Origin of the sequence: Acinetobacter sp. MYb191 (assembly GCF_037572605.1) — a bacterium.
GTDB classification, from domain to species: domain Bacteria; phylum Pseudomonadota; class Gammaproteobacteria; order Pseudomonadales; family Moraxellaceae; genus Acinetobacter; species Acinetobacter johnsonii.
The window spans coordinates 72,768-89,497 of record NZ_JBBGZP010000010.1 but is presented as its reverse complement, the minus strand read 5'-3'; the positions used below and the strand labels follow the sequence as shown (position 1 = coordinate 89,497).

Annotated in this window: 19 protein-coding genes and 3 tRNA genes; 4 read left to right on the top strand and 18 right to left on the bottom strand. The window is 45.4% G+C overall.

Annotated features, from left to right (window positions below):
- Nucleotides 1–4 precede the first annotated feature (4 nt).
- A complete protein-coding gene (locus WH214_RS05875) occupies nt 5–649 on the top strand; it encodes a DedA family protein (RefSeq protein WP_339993019.1) in 645 nt (214 codons plus the stop codon).
- Here the strand turns inward: WH214_RS05875 and WH214_RS05870 are convergent.
- From WH214_RS05870 to WH214_RS05850, 5 genes are all read right to left on the bottom strand, one after another.
- Nucleotides 646–1,239, bottom strand: coding sequence for a LysE family translocator (locus WH214_RS05870; RefSeq protein WP_005401909.1), 594 nt, complete (start codon nt 1,237–1,239; stop codon nt 646–648). The genes WH214_RS05875 and WH214_RS05870 overlap by 4 nt on opposite strands.
- A 215-nt stretch (nt 1,240–1,454) precedes the next feature.
- On the bottom strand, nt 1,455–1,844 hold the full coding sequence (locus WH214_RS05865) for a hypothetical protein (protein WP_183173756.1): 390 nt from the start codon (nt 1,842–1,844) through the stop codon (nt 1,455–1,457).
- Nucleotides 1,841–2,695 carry a ParA family protein gene (locus WH214_RS05860; RefSeq protein WP_004684373.1) on the bottom strand — a complete coding sequence of 285 codons (855 nt, stop codon included), beginning with the start codon at nt 2,693–2,695 and terminating at the stop codon, nt 1,841–1,843. Before WH214_RS05860 ends, WH214_RS05865 begins: the two co-directional genes overlap by 4 nt.
- Before the next feature lie 85 nt (nt 2,696–2,780).
- Complete coding sequence (locus WH214_RS05855) at nt 2,781–3,173, bottom strand: SirB2 family protein (protein ID WP_005401912.1); 393 nt, start codon at nt 3,171–3,173, stop codon at nt 2,781–2,783.
- 14 nt (nt 3,174–3,187) lie between these two features.
- Nucleotides 3,188–3,496, bottom strand: a complete 309-nt coding sequence (locus WH214_RS05850) for a BolA family protein (protein WP_339421887.1) — start codon at nt 3,494–3,496, stop codon at nt 3,188–3,190.
- 220 nt (nt 3,497–3,716) lie between these two features.
- On the opposite strand from WH214_RS05850, the gene WH214_RS05845 reads away from it, so the two are divergent.
- From WH214_RS05845 to WH214_RS05835, 3 genes are all read left to right on the top strand, one after another.
- Nucleotides 3,717–3,792 (top strand) — tRNA-Gly (locus WH214_RS05845).
- A 41-nt stretch (nt 3,793–3,833) separates the two neighbouring features.
- Nucleotides 3,834–3,909 (top strand) — tRNA-Gly (locus WH214_RS05840).
- A 37-nt stretch (nt 3,910–3,946) separates the two neighbouring features.
- Nucleotides 3,947–4,022 (top strand) — tRNA-Gly (locus WH214_RS05835).
- 238 nt (nt 4,023–4,260) lie between these two features.
- On the opposite strand, the gene WH214_RS05830 is transcribed toward WH214_RS05835, so the two are convergent.
- The 13 genes from WH214_RS05830 to WH214_RS05770 all read right to left on the bottom strand — a co-directional run bounded on the left by WH214_RS05830 (nt 4,261) and on the right by WH214_RS05770 (nt 16,727).
- The gene (locus WH214_RS05830; RefSeq protein ID WP_339421888.1) at nt 4,261–4,695 is read right to left on the bottom strand and encodes an excinuclease; all 435 of its coding nucleotides are present in this window, start codon (nt 4,693–4,695) and stop codon (nt 4,261–4,263) included.
- An 18-nt stretch (nt 4,696–4,713) separates the two neighbouring features.
- The gene (locus WH214_RS05825) at nt 4,714–5,934 is read right to left on the bottom strand and encodes a beta-ketoacyl-ACP synthase (RefSeq protein ID WP_339421889.1); all 1,221 of its coding nucleotides are present in this window, start codon (nt 5,932–5,934) and stop codon (nt 4,714–4,716) included.
- A complete protein-coding gene (locus WH214_RS05820) occupies nt 5,934–6,659 on the bottom strand; it encodes a 3-ketoacyl-ACP reductase FabG2 (protein WP_265465014.1) in 726 nt (241 codons plus the stop codon). Before WH214_RS05820 ends, WH214_RS05825 begins: the two co-directional genes overlap by 1 nt.
- Nucleotides 6,656–7,093, bottom strand: a complete 438-nt coding sequence (locus tag WH214_RS05815; RefSeq protein ID WP_339421890.1) for an ApeP family dehydratase — start codon at nt 7,091–7,093, stop codon at nt 6,656–6,658. The genes WH214_RS05820 and WH214_RS05815 overlap by 4 nt, the downstream gene beginning before the upstream one ends.
- The gene (locus WH214_RS05810; RefSeq protein ID WP_339421891.1) at nt 7,090–8,286 is read right to left on the bottom strand and encodes a beta-ketoacyl-[acyl-carrier-protein] synthase family protein; all 1,197 of its coding nucleotides are present in this window, start codon (nt 8,284–8,286) and stop codon (nt 7,090–7,092) included. Before WH214_RS05810 ends, WH214_RS05815 begins: the two co-directional genes overlap by 4 nt.
- Nucleotides 8,279–8,836, bottom strand: a complete 558-nt coding sequence (locus WH214_RS05805) for a DUF3261 domain-containing protein (protein WP_087013767.1) — start codon at nt 8,834–8,836, stop codon at nt 8,279–8,281. The genes WH214_RS05810 and WH214_RS05805 overlap by 8 nt, the downstream gene beginning before the upstream one ends.
- Nucleotides 8,826–10,127 carry an NAD(P)/FAD-dependent oxidoreductase gene (locus WH214_RS05800; protein WP_339421892.1) on the bottom strand — a complete coding sequence of 434 codons (1,302 nt, stop codon included), beginning with the start codon at nt 10,125–10,127 and terminating at the stop codon, nt 8,826–8,828. The genes WH214_RS05805 and WH214_RS05800 overlap by 11 nt, the downstream gene beginning before the upstream one ends.
- An 18-nt stretch (nt 10,128–10,145) precedes the next feature.
- A complete protein-coding gene (locus tag WH214_RS05795; protein WP_339421893.1) occupies nt 10,146–12,470 on the bottom strand; it encodes an MMPL family transporter in 2,325 nt (774 codons plus the stop codon).
- Nucleotides 12,445–13,032 (bottom strand): outer membrane lipoprotein carrier protein LolA, encoded by a 588-nt coding sequence (locus WH214_RS05790; protein WP_339422959.1) that lies wholly within the window; start codon nt 13,030–13,032, stop codon nt 12,445–12,447. Before WH214_RS05790 ends, WH214_RS05795 begins: the two co-directional genes overlap by 26 nt.
- Before the next feature lie 61 nt (nt 13,033–13,093).
- Nucleotides 13,094–13,513 carry an acyl-CoA thioesterase gene (locus tag WH214_RS05785; RefSeq protein WP_339421894.1) on the bottom strand — a complete coding sequence of 140 codons (420 nt, stop codon included), beginning with the start codon at nt 13,511–13,513 and terminating at the stop codon, nt 13,094–13,096.
- Nucleotides 13,514–13,522: 9 nt separating this feature from the next.
- Nucleotides 13,523–15,055, bottom strand: a complete 1,533-nt coding sequence (locus tag WH214_RS05780; protein WP_339421895.1) for an HAL/PAL/TAL family ammonia-lyase — start codon at nt 15,053–15,055, stop codon at nt 13,523–13,525.
- Between the two features lie 5 nt (nt 15,056–15,060).
- Entirely contained in the window at nt 15,061–15,975 is a 915-nt protein-coding gene (locus WH214_RS05775; protein ID WP_339421896.1) for an LpxL/LpxP family acyltransferase, read from the bottom strand.
- A 17-nt stretch (nt 15,976–15,992) separates the two neighbouring features.
- On the bottom strand, nt 15,993–16,727 hold the full coding sequence (locus WH214_RS05770) for a glycosyltransferase family 2 protein (protein ID WP_339421897.1): 735 nt from the start codon (nt 16,725–16,727) through the stop codon (nt 15,993–15,995).
- Nucleotides 16,728–16,730: the final 3 nt, after the last annotated feature.

The window sequence follows — 16,730 nt, the reverse complement described above, 5'->3', positions numbered from 1 at the left end:
CCCCATGGAACTGATTGATTTTATATTACATGTCGATGACCATCTGCTTGAGTTTATCACCAACTATGGGGTTTGGATTTATGCAATTTTGTTTCTCATCATCTTTGTGGAAACAGGTTTGGTGGTCATGCCGTTCCTACCCGGCGACAGTTTATTGTTTGCCGCAGGTGCCTTAGCAGCATCCACTGGTGCAATGAATCCATGGACTCTTGGTGTTTTACTTTTTGTCGCAGCCGTACTGGGCGATACGCTGAATTATCACATTGGCCGTTATATTGGACCGCGTGTTTTTGAAATCGAGTCCCGTTTCATCAATAAACAACACCTGATTAATACACAAAAATTATTTGAAAAACATGGTGGTAAAACTATTATTTTTGCGCGTTTTATCCCTTTTGCGCGGACTTTTGCACCTTTTGTAGCAGGTGCAGGAAAAATGGATTACAAATTTTTCCTGTCTTATAACCTAATTGGCGCATTCTGCTGGATTGGTTCATTCATTACTTTAGGCTATATTTTTGGTAATGTGCCTGTGGTCAAAGACAATTTCACGCATCTGATTTTCGGCATTATTATTATTAGCGTCTTGCCGGGAATCATTGGTTTTATTCGTGCCAAATTAAAGAAAAAATCAACCACTGAAGCTTAAGCAAAAAAACGTAGAATCACGGGAAACATACACACCACCAACAACATGGCCGATCCTTTATATAAGAGATCGGCTTTTATTTGTTTGGACTCACCCGATAAAATGGCACGGCCAAAAGACATCCAGAACAGTGCCGTTGGCAATAACACCAGACTAAACACCGCAAACACCAAAAAGAAATTGGTGGGATTATCCCAAGCTTCATAGGGAAAAATACCCGCAGCAAATAAGACCGCTTTCGGATTTTTCAAAGTAGAAAAAAACAATTGTTTCGGTCGAATCGAGGTAAAACGTTGATTATGTTTTTCTAAGTGCGAGCTTTTCCACAAATGAAAAGCCAGCCAGAACACATAGACTGCACTGAGTGCATGTAAAAGATCTATCAGATAAGGCCAAGTCGGTGTACTAAGATGAATCAGGAGTGCCCATAAATTGATGGCATAGAAATACCCAAACAGTTCTGCGGGTACAAGTAAGCTGGTCTTCGCCAGACCTTGCTGATGTGCAGAGCTTGCGAGTAAAGCATTGGTTGGTCCCGGAATCATCAAGACAGCAATCATTGCCAATACAAACAGCCAACTCTCAATCATAGACATCCAACAACAGCATTAAAGATGCGCAATTTAGCCGAAAAAGAGCTGTTTCCTCAAGTCAAAGCCGAAAAAAACACAGAACCCATGAGGTAGAAAAGTGCATGGTAAAACGATAGTCCATTGTTTTATTGAGATTATTTTCGAAACATTTTGCTAAGATTTTAATGACTGCTGAAAGGTTGAACCCTTCAGCAGAATGAATAAATGCGGCATTAATTCGTCTTATTTTGCACGGTAATTGCACAGCCTTTGAATTTTGCAGCCTGTACAATCGCCTCTTGCTGACCCAAAAGTCGTGAAATTTCAGTTTTTTTGGTATTCGATGATTGTCCCATATTGACTGAAACGCTTGGACCAAAGCCCCAACCGCCACCATGACTCCATCCACCACCCAGACCTAGACCCACGCCAACACCCGTACGTTTTGCAGTAGGTACACCTTCATCTAAATGTTGCTGAATCCGATTATATTCTGCTTGTAACTGTTGGCAGTTCAAAGCTTGATACTGTGTAGGAGAGACATAAGTCGGTTTAACCGTTGTGGCACAGGCGCTCAATAACAGCGTACTGCCCATTAAAAAAGCAATTGTGATCTTTTTCATGCTGAATCTCGCAATTTATTATTCTCAATCTCATTGAACAATGATTGATAGGCCTGCGTCAATTTATGATCGTGTGCCAAATGAATTAAGGGTAAATTTTTGTGATGCGATTCTTTCATCAGCACCGATGGGGGCAACATACTTTCTAGTACAGGAAGACCTTCATCCTTCAGCTGTTGCACCACTTCACGCGGAAGTTTGGCCTGCGCTTGGAACTGATTCACCACAATGCCTTCAATTTCCAAATGATCATTATGATCGTCTTGAGTTTCGAGCACATTTTCGATCAAAGTTTGCAATGCACGTTTAGAAAAGACATCACAATCAAACGGAATCAGGACTTTATTGGCTGCAATCAGTGCCGACAAAGTAAAGAAGTTAAAGGCTGGTGGTGTATCGATATAAACACGATCATATTTTCCAGCAAGCTGTTGTAACGCATCACGCAGTTTATAAATTTTATGTTTTGACTCTAAAGCATAAGCCAATGCCCCGAGGCTTGGGCTGGCTGGAATCACATCCAAATTTTTAAAAGGGGATTGGTGTACATAACTTTCTAAGCCTTTAGCTCGTCCTTTGAGGATCGAACCAATGGCACTGCCCAATAGACTTTTATTTTGAGTCGTTCCAAGCACTTCTTCAAAATAGTTTTCAATATTGGGTTCTAAAGCTGGTTTGTCTGCCGAATACGTTGCGTCATCGCCCAGCACATACTGACTCGAATTCGCTTGCGGATCGAGATCAATCAATAAGGTTTTTAAGCCTTGATGTGCACTAATTGCTGCCAAATTCACTGCAATACTGGATTTGCCTACACCACCTTTTTGATTAAATACCACACGTGTATGCATGAAATCCCCTCCCTCTTGTTATTTTTCCGCTATAGATAGCAGTGTAGCGCAGAACAACCGCCGTGCCGATGATTATGTCTAACAATTAGCCAAAGTTTGGTTTAATCATGACTAAACCTAAAATGGATATCATCGCAACCACCGCCAAGAATAACCCCGCTCGGCGCTGTGTAAGTAAAATGCTGTCTTCTTTTTTATAAGCTTTCGACAAAGAAGATAACATCACTAAAAATAAAACCACTTTGGCATAAAACCATGTTTGCACATCAAAGTTTTTCATGACCAAAAGGGCAATCCCCGTCAGTACAATCACCAGCATGCTTAAGTGCTGAAGGGCTACAAAAGCTGTTCGACCTGCTGGATTGGGCTGATTGCCTTGGACGCCTTTAAATAGCGTCATGGCACGCGCCAAAATCACGACACATGCCAAGCTGACCGCACTCATATGCACGATCTTAATCAATAATTGTGTTTCCATGACTGAATCTCTGCTTAGCTTTTCGGGGCGTGCGCGCAATTTGGACTAGAAGTGTCTTGTCCTTGCCATTCTTCAGGTAGAAAGGCATGAATAGCCAAAGCATGAATTTTACCTGGACTGAGTAAGTCTCCTGCTACCGCATAAATTTTTTGATGACGCTGAACTAAACGCAATCCCTCAAAACTCTCACTCTCCACGATTACTTTAAAATGTGACTCTTTACCCGGAAAATAGCCACCATGACCAGAAGATTCATTCACGACTTCTAAATATGATGGGGAAAGCTGTTGTAAGCGTTCAATCAGTTGCTGCTCCAAGCTCATACCTGTCTCCAAAAATGATGATTCGTTCAAAGTATACCTGTTCCTTCGGGATGTTGAATGCGTAAAACTCTTTCAGCTAGCATGAGGCACAACTTTTCGCGAGTAAAAGTTAAAAAATCTCAAGGCATCGTCTAAAACTGGCTTTATTTTATGCAATTAAACTCAGCTTTTTCATAAAGCTATTGACCCTGAACTTGCTTGCTGTATCATACAGCGCTATGCGGGAATAGCTCAGTTGGTAGAGCACAACCTTGCCAAGGTTGGGGTCGCGAGTTCGAGTCTCGTTTCCCGCTCCAAATTTTTTTCAGTGTAAGTTTTAGCAAAAACTGCTCAATACGCGGGAATAGCTCAGTTGGTAGAGCACAACCTTGCCAAGGTTGGGGTCGCGAGTTCGAGTCTCGTTTCCCGCTCCATTTTTTAGTGTAAGTTTTTATAAAAACTGCTCAATACGCGGGAATAGCTCAGTTGGTAGAGCACAACCTTGCCAAGGTTGGGGTCGCGAGTTCGAGTCTCGTTTCCCGCTCCAAATTCAAAAAAGCCCTCATCGAAAGATGGGGGCTTTTTTATACATTTCTGAATATTACTCAAATTACCAATACTAACTCCGACAATCAAAAATGCTGAATTGAGACATCGAGCCAACGAGGGATGTCTAAAAATAGAGCATCCCTCGTTGTAAGAATCCATCCTAATACTGCTGCTATACAATGAACTTGGAATTAGATTGTTCTTATTTGGAAACTCATCTCACGCCTCCAAACAAATTAAAACTTCACCAAGTCACCTTTCAACGCCACACCCGCGAGTGCCGTACCTTTCGCGCATTGGTAGGTGGTGGTACTACGTGTTTCATTCGACTTATAGAAACTCACCAGATTAGTCACAGCATTTGCACCATTGGCTTTGGCAGTATTTTGGAATTGAATCAATGCTGAACGAAGTACATGATCACATGAAGTTTCCGCAGATTTGGCAAAACCATTGGTCTTTTTATTGGTCACTAAGCCCTTTTCAATCACCTTGCCTCCCGACTTGGTGCCTGCCAAATAAAATTTTACCGAGCCATCTAGCACGCCATCTGCAACAGCACGGTTTACAGCTTCTTGAAATTTAAAATCATACATTTTGTCAGCCGCTTGAGCCGATGCGATTGCACCGAAAGACAACGCAACGACTGCACCAATATTTTTGAATAACATCGTTCTACCCTTATCTAATTAGATATGTTTAAAAATCAAGGAGGTATTAATTCCCCCAAAAGCAAAATTATTGCTCATCACCATTTGCGTTTCTGCTGAACGCATGTCTGAAACAATATAATCCAGATCGCCACAAACACTGTCAATCTGATCTAAATTCAGTGTCGGCACCAACTGATTACGTCGCATCATTTCGATACTCAACCATGCCTCAATTGCTCCACATGCCCCGAGCGTATGCCCAAAATAACTTTTTAATGAGCTGATCGGTTTTTTACCCAAGATCCGTGCAGTGGCTTGTGATTCGGCAATATCACCCTGATCGGTCGAAGTGCCATGCGCATTGACATAATCAATATCCGCGGCAGTAAGCTGTGCATCTTTCAATGCCAACTGCATACAACGGCCCATCATTTCAGAATCAGGTCGAGTTACATGCTGACCATCGGTATTGCTGCCATAACCAACAATCTCGGCATAAATGGTCGCCCCGCGCGCTTGAGCATGTTCATATTCTTCTAAAATCAAACAGCCTGCGCCTTCACCGACCACCAAACCATCCCGGTTTGCATCAAACGGACGCGGGGTTGTCTCTGGATGGTCATTTTGCACACTGGTCGCCAACAGCACATCGAACACGGCTGAACCTGCTGCACTGAGCTCTTCTGCCCCACCTGCAATCATCACGGTTTGTTTACCATATTTGATCGCTTCATAAGCCTGACCAATTGCCATGGAACCCGAAGTACAGGCACTTGAGGTCGGCAGCGTTAAACCTTTTAGGCCGAAATACACGGTCATATTGACTGCACTTGTATGTGACATCATACGGATATAGGTTGTGGCATTCAGTTGACTCATATTGTGCTCAATCAACATCGTGCCAAACTCACGTACGGCATCGACACTACCTGCAGAGGAACCAAAAGCCACACCTGCATCGCCACTTTTTAAGATATCCGCATGCAGTAAACCTGCATCTTCCAATGCTTTTTCAGCACATACTGCAGACATTAAGGCAACACGTCCCATACCTCGAGTAACCTTGCGGTTAAAATGCTTGGGTACGGTAAAAGACTCAACAGGGCCGGCCAATTTACTGCGTAAATCGGAATAAATCTCCCAGTCGGGCATATAGCGAATGCCGCTTTTGCCTAGTGCAAATTGCTCAAAAATTTGTTCTGCAGTTTCACCCAAAGAGGTAATCCCAGACATGCCTGTCACAACAACACGTTTCATTAGATCAAGCCTCCATTGACTGAAATCACTTGGCGGGTGATATAACTGGCATCATCACTGCATAAAAACTTCACCGCTTTTGCGACTTCTTCCACCTGCCCCATGCGTTGCATCGGGATCATTTTCAAGGCGTGTTCTTTCACTTCTTCGGTGACCATTTCTGTTTCAATCAAGCCCGGAGCCACACAATTCACCGTGATTTTGCGTTTGGCCAATTCCAGTGCCAATGCTTTGGTCGCACCAATCAAGCCTGCTTTGGCAGCACTATAGTTCACCTGACCTCGATTCCCCATGATTCCAGACACCGAAGACAAAGTCACAATACGTCCGCCCTTTTTCAAGCGAATCATTGGCATCATCAAGGGTTTCAGCACATTATAAAACCCGTTCAGAGAGGTCGAGACCACGTCATCCCAGTCTTCATCAGTCAGTGCGGGGAAAGCACCATCACGGGTTAAGCCTGCATTCAACACAGCGCCGTAAAAAGCACCATGCTGTGCTATATCTTGCTCTAAAATAGCGGCAATCTTTTCACGCTCATTCACATCGAACATCAGTACATGGCTGGCCTGTCCAAGCGCTTGAATTTCCTGAGCCACCGCTTCGGCCTCAGACTGTCTTGAACGAGCATGTACCGTGACATCAAAGCCTGCCTTTGCCAACTCCAAAGCGATCGCTTTACCTATTCCACGACTCGAACCCGTGACTAAAACTCTTCTGTTCACACTAATTTTCCAATGATTTCATTCATATTTTCAGGCTCAAATACGCTCAACATGGCGCTGAACCGATGTTCTTGATATTCAATTTCACAATTAAACTGCCCCAAACCTTCGTGCAGATAACTTTGTTCTACTCGAATCCGCACGGTTGTGCCCAAACTAAAATAAGCACAAGGCAACTGCATTTTACGCGTTCCCAATAAAAAGCCAATTTTCGGTGGCAAGCCCTGAGTTTGTCCTTTATAACCGGCATAGGCACTAATGGTCTGCGCCATCAACTCAATGCTGCTCCATGTGGGCAAGCCTTCTGGCTCACAAAACATCAAATCAGGTGTGATGTGAAGTTCTGCAATCGCAAACTGATCATTGGCTTCAATCAAATGGCTTACGAAAACCATCGGTTTCACATGCGGAATAAACCGTACTGCATCCATCATGGCAAAGCTGTCCCGAAAATTAAACTGATATTGCTGCCGCCAAAAGCAAAAGAATTACTCATTGCATAGCGAATTGGCGTATTCAAATGCGGTGTAAGCACATAATTTTGCTCAGCCAAAGCATCGTCCAATTCGCCTGTATGATGCAGCGGCAGCCAAGATTGATCTAATAAAACCTGCTGGCAAATAAAGGCTTCAATTGCACCCGCTGCCCCCAGACAATGTCCCGTTTTATGTTTGGTGCTGCTCAAGGCCACAGCTGCATCAGAGAAAACAGTCTGTACCGCCTTCATTTCCATCGCATCATTTTGCGGTGTGGATGTGCCATGCAAATTTAAATAATCAATATCGCTTGCTTGAAGCTGTGCAGCGTCTAATGCTTTTTGCATCGCCTCCGCAGCCCCTTTCCCTTCTGGATGTGGTGCTGAAATATGCCATGCATCCATTGACTCGCCACTCGAGAGTAACATCACAGGGGCAGGCGCTTTGGAGAGTAAAAACAGTCCTGCAGCTTCACCAATATTGATCCCATCACGGTTGGCACCACAGGGCTGACAAATTCCGTTCGATAAGCTTTCTAAACTATCAAAACCATTTAAGGTCAGCTTGCCTAGGGTGTCGACTCCTCCGACTAAGACCGCATCGGCCAAATTAGCATTCAGCAAACGTTGCCCCGCAGCCATCGCTTTAGCCGCAGAGGAACAGGCAGTAGAAATAGTATAGGCAGGCCCTTCCCAACCCAAGTACTGTTGTAAGGCTTTCGCTAAACTGCCCATTTCTTGTTTTTGGTGCTGTACGGACTGTGGTGCTGGCTGTTGAAACTGAGCTTTCAATACAGGCTCATTATCCGCGATTCCTGAGGTTGACGTGCCGATAATCACTGCGAGACGTTGTCTAGGAAACTGTGCAGTATAAGCATGAATCTCGGTTTCAATTTGTGCCAGAGCCGTCAGGGCAAAGCGTAAATTCCGTGAATCTGCACCGCTCAAGCTTGCAGGAACTGCTTGAAGCAAGGCTTGGTCAGATGCACCTACCCATACTGTACGCCCCGCGATCAGATCCTCTCGTTGGGATAAGGTATTTTCGGTGCTTGTTAAGGCATGTTGAAGCTCGGCGGCATTTTGTCCCAAAGCCGACAGTGCAGCACTGAACTGAATGCCAACAGCTGAAACATGTTGTAGATTTTTAGTCATGATGGTCACCTTGATCATCTTCTAAAGTATTGCTCACCGCACTGATGACCATTTGATAAGGCACTTGCAGATTATCCAGTTCAATTACCCCATCATTTTGCTGAATTTTCAACACGGGCTGTTGCTGCATATAAATGGTATCGGCTTTCTGTAATACATTACTTTGAGCAGCATGTAACGCAGTAAAATTTGGATAGGTTGCATACAAAATATCGCGTACTACATAATCAAAAGGCAATAGTTTCATCGGCTCAATCCGCTGTTCAACGTCTACCTTTTGACCATCAAAACTGAGCTTGAATAACTGCTGTCCCGTAAGGCTAAGTGCCAGCATATCAAGCGACTGTCCCCGCTGTTGTTGGTACAGTAAAAAGCTGAAACTCTGGGTTTTCCACTGCACTTCAATTTGGTCTTGACGCTGGTAATTCTGCGCAGCCCACTGCGGAGTCGCGAGTCCCTGCGCTTTGGGAATCCAACTTTGACAGGCACTACATAGCAGCGCACTGGCTAAAACCCAACTGACGGTCTTTAAACGCAGCTTAAGTTTCATCGGTCAGCGACTCTTTTTGGGGTTGTTCTTCTCGGCAATATTCGGCCAAGGTACTCAAGCGTTGCTTGGCATTACGATGAATCGGGTTAGTCGTATCCCATGCATAACCTGCCAGTAAAGAAGCAATCATACGGCGAATTTTTTCATCCTGATGGGTAGAGAACACTACATCCTGAAACTCACCTGAATACCATGATTCGACATAGGCACGGAACACTTGAATACCTTTACGCAACGGCTTTTCATATTGCTGCATCCAATCGACCACCTGACCTTGCAACACTTGCTCGACCAAAGGCACTGCTAGACTGGAAGATTTTAAGGCAATGGTGACCCCTGAAGAAAAGACAGGATCGAGGAACTCGCCCGCATTACCCAGCAGTGCATAGTTTTCAGATGCCAAATGTTTCACATCGGCAGAATAGCCCACCAAAGTACGCACAGGAGTATCATGTTTGGCATGACGCAGCACATGCGACAAGCTGACATCATCGGCCAAAATACGTTTCTGCAAGACTTCTAAGTCATAGTCCGCACTGCCGTCATAACCGTATTTTTCAAAGAAACCCTGCTCCGCCACGATGCCAAATGAAGAGCGCCCATCGGCAAAAGGAATCAGCCAATACCATGCGCGGTGGTCTTTTTCATGCACGGTAATTAAGATTTTCTCACGGTCAAACTCAGGGTCATCCAACAAACCATCTTCAATATGGGTAAAGACTGCACGGCGCACAGGAAAGTCCGACGGACTTTCTAAGTCGAGAAACTTTGGCAAAATGCGGCCAAAACCACTGGCATCCAAGAGGAACTTGCCTTGAATTTGATAGCTGTCGCCTTGCGCATCTTTGACCGTCAAAATCGGCTGTGTAGACGTCACATCGACCGCCAAGACTTCATGGCCAAAACGGATGTCCGCGCCCATTTTTTCGGCTTGCTGTGCCAAAAGCTGGTCAAAGTTGGCACGCCGTACCTGCCATGTGGTCCCCGGCCCTTCACTAAACTTTTGGGTAAAATCATAAAAACTGCGCTGTGTGCCTCTTAAAAAAGCCGCGCCATTTTTAAACTGAAAGGCATATTCGTCAGCATGGGCACGCACCGTCTCCAACAACCCCGCTTCTTCTAAAAACACCATACACTGCGGCAATAAAGACTCACCGATGGAAAAACGCGGAAAATATTGCTTTTCGATGACCGTGACTTGATGGCCTTTTTGGCGTAGCAAAGCTGCTGCCGAACTACCTGATGGTCCCGCCCCAATAATTAAAACATCTGTCTGTTGCATGGTGCTCATTGCACTGTACCCTTTGACTCAGCTCTTTGGCTGATATTGTTGAACCACCCCATGTTTTGCATCGGAGGATGTAAAAAGTGTGGCATAAATAAATGAAAAAATAACGCCCAGCAACACCGTTAAGCCGAAACTGTGAATGGCGTAGGTATGACTAAAGGACAGCAAACCAAAGCCAAAGAACGTCGACATCATGCACAGGAACAGAGCCATACCCACCACCTGCGGGTGATCATGTCCGTGACGGTAGAAAATCGCATAGTCCACCCCAATCCCAATGATCAAGAAAGTACCCATAATGCTGAATAAATTAATCTCGACACCCAACCAGGCTTGAATCGCAAAAGTGGTCATTAAGGCCATGCTGACAGGCAACACCAAAGGCAGAATGGATTTTTTGCCATAAAGTGCCCCTAAGCCAATGGCTAAAATCAGCAAAGCGCTGAGCAATAGCCACTGTGCCTGCTCACGATGTTGCTTAAACAATTCAGACAGTTGATGAACTGGACGTAACAGTTGTACATCCGCATTTTCAAGCTGTTGCATGGCTTTGACGTCATGCACATTTTGCAGCATCACCAAACGTTGCGTCGGACTCATCTGCAGAAAATGCAGAGGATGATCTTTAAAGACGGCTTCGGTCAGCAACGGTTGGTCTTTTAAATGCGCTTGCCAGTTTAAAACATCGGCGGTATTGAGCTGTAGTGCTTGCGCATATTCCACCAAAGCGGGCTGAGGAATCGCCTGTAACATCGCGATATTGTGTTTTTGCTGCTCAAGCGAGGGAATCCACTGCCCTAAGGCTTGCACAGCATCTAACTTGCCAGCCTGCTGCAAGGGTGCAAGCCTTGCCAACAGTTGCTGTTCATGCTGTTCTAACTCTGCTGGGGTTCTGCCCTGTACCACAAAATATTCGCTGCTTTGCTGTTGCATAAAACGCGAACGAATATATTGATCTTCCTGCTTTAAGGTGGCATCCATACTTTGCAAATTGCGGATGTCATCATTGCTTTTCAGGAAGAAGAGACTACTACCCATCACCAGTAAAATCAGTGAAATCATGCCATAACGCAGCGTATTTCGGCTCTGCACATAACTGCGTGCTTTGCCAATAAAGCCCAAAGCACGTATCGCAGGTTCCGCATTCAGTGCAGGCAGACGTGGCAACAATAAAATACTGGTCACCCATGCGGCACTCAGCCCAACCATGGAAAAGACCGCAATCTGTTTAAAGCCTGGAAATGGGGTAAAGCTCAGCACTACATAGGCCAGTAGTGTGGTCATTAGCCCCACAAATAGACTCGGCAATAATGGTTTTAAAACAGTAAATCCATCGATCTGTCGGTGCTGAGATTGCATGGCCATAAAGTAAAATGAAAAATCGACACAGACCCCAATCAAACTGGCGCCAAAGACCAGTGTCATCAGGTGAATTTCGCCGAAAACCCAATACGTCACGGCAAAGGCCACCAAGCTGCCTGTGCCCACCGCAACCATTTCCGTCAGCATCGGTCGTATTGAACGGAAGCCAAACCAGACCAAAAGCAAAATCCCGATGGTCGAACCCACGCCAATAGTGGAAATTTCCTCTTTGGCAGAGTTGGTACCGAACTGTGCAAATAGCAGTGTGCCCGTCCAATGTAGTTTGACCTGCAACTGGCTAAACTGCTGATTGATATTTTGGATAAATGCAGCGGTCTGCTCTTGGTAGGCAATGTTATAAGGACTGTTATTGAGCTGAAGCACCATTAGGCGCGAGATGCCCTGCTCATCACGAATTGTGGCAAAGCCCTGCTCTAAATTGATATCGGCATTGCTTTGTAAAGCGCTTAAACCCACTGCATAACGCGGGAACAGCAGCAAGGGATCTTGCTTGAGCATTTCAGCCGTGATCGGCATGCCGGGACTCATCAGTTGCAATAAGCCTTGCTCTATCAGTGCGGCATCATCCTGCTCCTGCACAATCTGCTGATCGGTCTTGGATAATAGCCCTGCTTTGTGTTGATACAGCGCTTGGGCAAATTGATCAGGATCCAGCTGCGGACGAACCGGTAAAAACAGCTGACTTTGGTCGGCTTGGGTTTTGAGTGCTTGCGTTGCCTGTTCAAGTTGCTGATCCGTTTTGGCATCCAGCACCACAAAAACTTTGTCATTTAACTGCTGACTGACATATTGCTGTGCTTGTTCCAGATGCGCATCTTGATGGGCCTCAGGCAGCAAAGCAAAAATATTAGTCTCAATCTTAATGCCTTTATTCAGCCAAGCCACGCCCAGTGCCAAAGCGATGACACACAGCACCAACAGCCACAGGACGCTAAACTTATTTTGCCAATTGGAAAAGCGCATTTTCCGCAGCCGTTAAAGTTTGAGGTTGAGCCGTTTGCTGGCTAAAACGAATGATGGTGCGGTTATTGGCTTGTTCCAAAATCGTAATACGGTCCACATAACGCTGACCTTGCGCATCGACTTGGACAAAAAGCTTTTTAAATAGACTGCTTTTCGGCGTTAAGCTGACATTCCACTGCGTCGGACTGTAATTGGCAGACACCACATTAAAGTTTTTAGCGAGTGCCGCTTCATTGCCCGACATCAACTGTAAAAACATCGTTGCCACAGAGCCATACGGGGTTTTGTCAACTTCAATTTGATTAGAAGTACGCTGTGTCTTTTGTACCAACTTACGTGGTGTCACCACCAAATCGGCTTTGACTGGGCTCTGAATCTGCCACAATACGCCTTGGTTTTTACTGAACAGCACCGTGCCTTTGGACACATAGGTTTTATTTAAAGCTGCTAGTTTTTTCTGCTGCTCAAATTGGGCACGCACCACAGGCGTTGCACCGAGCTGAGCAAACACCTGCTTCAATTCAGTATTTTGTGCATTCACTGTGGAAGCAAGCAAAGTCATGACACTGGCTGTACACGCAACCAAAATCGGCTTAGGAAATTTGTATCGAATCATACTTGCATTACTCCGCTTTAAACTCAGGCCATGCATTTAAACAGTCCAACAACACTTGTGGGGATTGAAAACACATTTCACGTTTTTCAATATCAACTGCCACTTGTGAAGTAAAACCCTTGGTCAGCTTTCTGCCCGAAACCGCATCAAAAATTAGATATTCAATTTTCAAACGATTTTCCCACTCTTTTAAAACAGCACGTACACGAATTTTTTGCTCAAACTCGATGCCTTGCACATAACGCACATAGCTTTCAATCACAGGCCATGCATAGCCCGAGTCGCGCATTTGGTTATAGTTATAGTGAAATTGATCCAGCAGTTTGCAGCGTGCAATTTCAAAATATTTTAAATAATGCCCGTGCCACACCACATGCATGGTGTCAACATCATGAAAAGGCACTTCAATGATTACATCAGCATGCATGCTCATTTCCTATGAATATTGAACAGCAATGCTGTCTAACAGTTCTAAATGCTCAAAGCGATGAACCAGCGCCTGAAGCTCTTGTTGCAAAGGACGATCTTCCACTATATAGGTGAAGCTCTGAAGCACCCAGTGTTGAAATGCTGTTAAAACAGGGCTGAGTTCTGTATCTACACCTTTGAGTTTGACCGCCTGAACCGCTGCACAGCTGAGTGCCGCAATCACTTGCTCGGTCAGGGTAATCACACGGCTGGCATCACGCGCGGCAATAGTGCCCATGCTGACTTTGTCTTGATTATGACATTCGGTTGAGCGTGAGAAAATTGACGCCGCGAGTGTTTGTTTCAACGCTTCTGCTGTCCATGCCGAAACCCCGATTTGCACCGCTTTAAAACCATGATTCAGTGGTAAACGCTCAGGACTTGAACCGGTTAAATTGCGCGGCAAACCATTGTTCATTTTATAGTCCACCAACTGCGCCAACTGACGATCCATCAAGTCAGCAATATTCGCGATCATGATTTTCAAGCTGTCCATAGCTTGGGCAATATGTCCACCATAGAAATGTCCACCATGCAGTACCCGCAGGTTCACTGGATCAATCAATGGGTTATCATTGCTTGAGTTCAGCTCATTTTCAATAAACTGACGCAGCCACAGTTTAGAATCCTCAAACACCCCAATCACATGCGGTGCACAGCGCAGTGAATAACGGTCTTGCAGGCGTGAACTTTGGTGTTCAGTTTGTACTTCACTGTTTAACCAGTCGCGTAACTGCGCTGCAATATGCTGCTGTCCCAGATGTGGTTTTTGCGCAAATAGGACTTCATCAAAATGGCTTGGATTGCCCTCTAATGCCAAAACATTCAATGCGGTAATCAAAGTACTGGCAAAAGAAATCTGTTCGGCTTTTTTATAGTTCAGGCAGGCAATCGCGGTCATGACTGCTGTACCATTCATCAGGGCCAAACCTTCTTTAGGACGCATCACCAAAGGCTGTACACCTTTTTCGGCATACACTTGTGTAATCGGTACAATCTGGCCTTGATAGTACACATCGCGCTCACCGACCAAGGCCCCAGCGATATAAGACAAAGGTGTCAAGTCACCGCTGGCACCCACCGAACCCTCCGAGGGAATCACAGGAATCACATCTTCATTCAGCATCCAGACCAAACGCTGCAACAAGGCATGCGAAACACCCGAATAGCCGCGTGCCAAAGAACATAAACGCACCACCACCACAGCACGCGCCGTAATTAGGTCTAAGTTTTGTCCCATGCCGCAGCCATGAAAACGCGACAAATGTAGCGGCAACTCATGCACTTGATGGGCTGGAATTTCAACCAAGCACGAGTCGCCATAACCCGTGGTCACGCCATAAATGACGCCTTCGTCTTGCAACAGCTGATCGAGGAAATCTGCGCCGCGTTGAATCAATGCTGTCCATTCAGCAGAGGTAGGCAATGCCACCTGTTTTTCTTTACGCGCTACAGCCACAACATCTTCAATACTGAGCGGAGTTTCCCCAACAATTAACACAAGACTTATCCTTTATTCCAAAAATTATAAAAATTAAACCATTGATAGGGCGCGCGTATGCAATGCTGTTCCAACAGTTGCACATACTGGCGGGTGGTCTGTTGCATGGCCTGTAAACGCTGTTTACGTGGCCAATTTAACTGCTCCGCTATTTGATGAATATGCACTTCAAAATGTGTATTAACTCGATAGCAAAACACCGCCAGTACAGGAGCTTTCAATAAACTGGCCAAGATCCAAGCGCCTTGCGGCCACAGCGCCTGCTCACCTAAAAAAGCAACTGATTGTACCCGATCTGACTGCACGGGTACGCGGTCTGCTGCCACAATCACCCATTCACCCTGATCCAATTTATCCTGCAAAATCAGTGCTGTTTCTATTCCTAGCTCATCCACCGAAACCAAATTAACATCGGCATGTTCATTCAGTTTTTTTAAAAACGCATTGAACTTGGTGGCATGTTTTTGATAGACCAACACATTAATTTTCTGCGGATGCTCTGCTTTGACGGCGCGCAGCAATTCAATATTGCCAAAGTGTGACACCACTATCACCGCACCTTTTTGATAGTGCGACCGAAAGTGCGCATGACCATGTAGCTTTAAGTTTTGCTCAGGAATATGCCCGAGCCAACCTTCAATTTTATCTAAAATACATTCGCCAAATTGCATCAAATGCGTATAGCTGTGCCAAAGCTGTGGCTCAGCCTGAAACGGTGACTGTGCACCTGCGAAATGATGCAGTTTTTTTAAGTACAATAGCGAAACCTGACGCGCGGTATTGGAAAAGAGCCAGTACCATAAAATCACAAAGTACAAGATGACCCGGCACAGCCAGCGCCCACCCAAACGGTAGAAACCCAGCATCAGCATTAGCGGTAACATCCCGCCCCGCTCTTTCACGGCGCTCCATTTCTGCATATGCTTCTCTGACCGCCTTAGCCTTTGACTTTCTGATAAATCAGCTTGGGGAAACGCAGCAGCATGCCACCCAATAAGCGGCTATGCGCGCGTGCCATGCCCAGATTGTCCCGCCAAACATCAAAATGTGAAATGCCGCCTTCGGGGTAAATCACATGCGTGGGCAGATTGATAAACGGTACATTGTCCCATTTCAAACGCACCAAAATTTCCGAGTCAAAACCCATCCGCGGTTGAAACTTGGCTGTATTTAAAATGTTTACCGTCTGCGCCAAAGGATAAACGCGAAAGCCACACATGCTGTCCTTAATGTCAAAAGACAGGCTGTTAATCCACACCCAAATATGCGTTGCATAACGGCCATAGAGACGTTTTTTTGGGACAGTCGCATCAAATATCGGCTGACCAATAATCATGGCTTCGGGGTGCTGGATAGAGGTGTCTAAAAAGCGTTGCACATCCTGCCAGTCATGTTGTCCATCGGCATCCAGTTGCAAGGCATGACTATAACCACATTGAAGGGCATGCTTGAGCCCCGTAATCACCGCCTGTCCCTTACCTTGATTGTGGGTATGTTCAACCAAATCGACCCTAGGGCAGTCCTGCGCGAGCTGATGTAACACTGCCGTACAAGCAGTATCACTGCCATCATTCACCATAATAATCGGTAACTCGAAAGCGCTTAAATGTGACAGTAACGCAGCCAAATAATGCGGATGGTTATACACAGGAATCACAAAGCAGTGTTTCATTTT

Coding starts and splice junctions, on each gene's coding strand:
- WH214_RS05875 (WP_339993019.1), top strand. CDS start 5: ATGGAACTGATTGATTTTATATTACATGTCGATGACCATCTGCTTGAG.
- WH214_RS05870 (WP_005401909.1), bottom strand. CDS start 1,239: ATGATTGAGAGTTGGCTGTTTGTATTGGCAATGATTGCTGTCTTGATG.
- WH214_RS05865 (WP_183173756.1), bottom strand. CDS start 1,844: ATGAAAAAGATCACAATTGCTTTTTTAATGGGCAGTACGCTGTTATTG.
- WH214_RS05860 (WP_004684373.1), bottom strand. CDS start 2,695: ATGCATACACGTGTGGTATTTAATCAAAAAGGTGGTGTAGGCAAATCC.
- WH214_RS05855 (WP_005401912.1), bottom strand. CDS start 3,173: ATGGAAACACAATTATTGATTAAGATCGTGCATATGAGTGCGGTCAGC.
- WH214_RS05850 (WP_339421887.1), bottom strand. CDS start 3,496: ATGAGCTTGGAGCAGCAACTGATTGAACGCTTACAACAGCTTTCCCCA.
- WH214_RS05830 (WP_339421888.1), bottom strand. CDS start 4,695: ATGTTATTCAAAAATATTGGTGCAGTCGTTGCGTTGTCTTTCGGTGCA.
- WH214_RS05825 (WP_339421889.1), bottom strand. CDS start 5,934: ATGAAACGTGTTGTTGTGACAGGCATGTCTGGGATTACCTCTTTGGGT.
- WH214_RS05815 (WP_339421890.1), bottom strand. CDS start 7,093: ATGATGGATGCAGTACGGTTTATTCCGCATGTGAAACCGATGGTTTTC.
- WH214_RS05810 (WP_339421891.1), bottom strand. CDS start 8,286: ATGACTAAAAATCTACAACATGTTTCAGCTGTTGGCATTCAGTTCAGT.
- WH214_RS05805 (WP_087013767.1), bottom strand. CDS start 8,836: ATGAAACTTAAGCTGCGTTTAAAGACCGTCAGTTGGGTTTTAGCCAGT.
- WH214_RS05800 (WP_339421892.1), bottom strand. CDS start 10,127: ATGAGCACCATGCAACAGACAGATGTTTTAATTATTGGGGCGGGACCA.
- WH214_RS05795 (WP_339421893.1), bottom strand. CDS start 12,470: ATGCGCTTTTCCAATTGGCAAAATAAGTTTAGCGTCCTGTGGCTGTTG.
- WH214_RS05790 (WP_339422959.1), bottom strand. CDS start 13,032: ATGACTTTGCTTGCTTCCACAGTGAATGCACAAAATACTGAATTGAAG.
- WH214_RS05785 (WP_339421894.1), bottom strand. CDS start 13,513: ATGCATGCTGATGTAATCATTGAAGTGCCTTTTCATGATGTTGACACC.
- WH214_RS05775 (WP_339421896.1), bottom strand. CDS start 15,975: ATGCAGAAATGGAGCGCCGTGAAAGAGCGGGGCGGGATGTTACCGCTA.
- WH214_RS05770 (WP_339421897.1), bottom strand. CDS start 16,727: ATGAAACACTGCTTTGTGATTCCTGTGTATAACCATCCGCATTATTTG.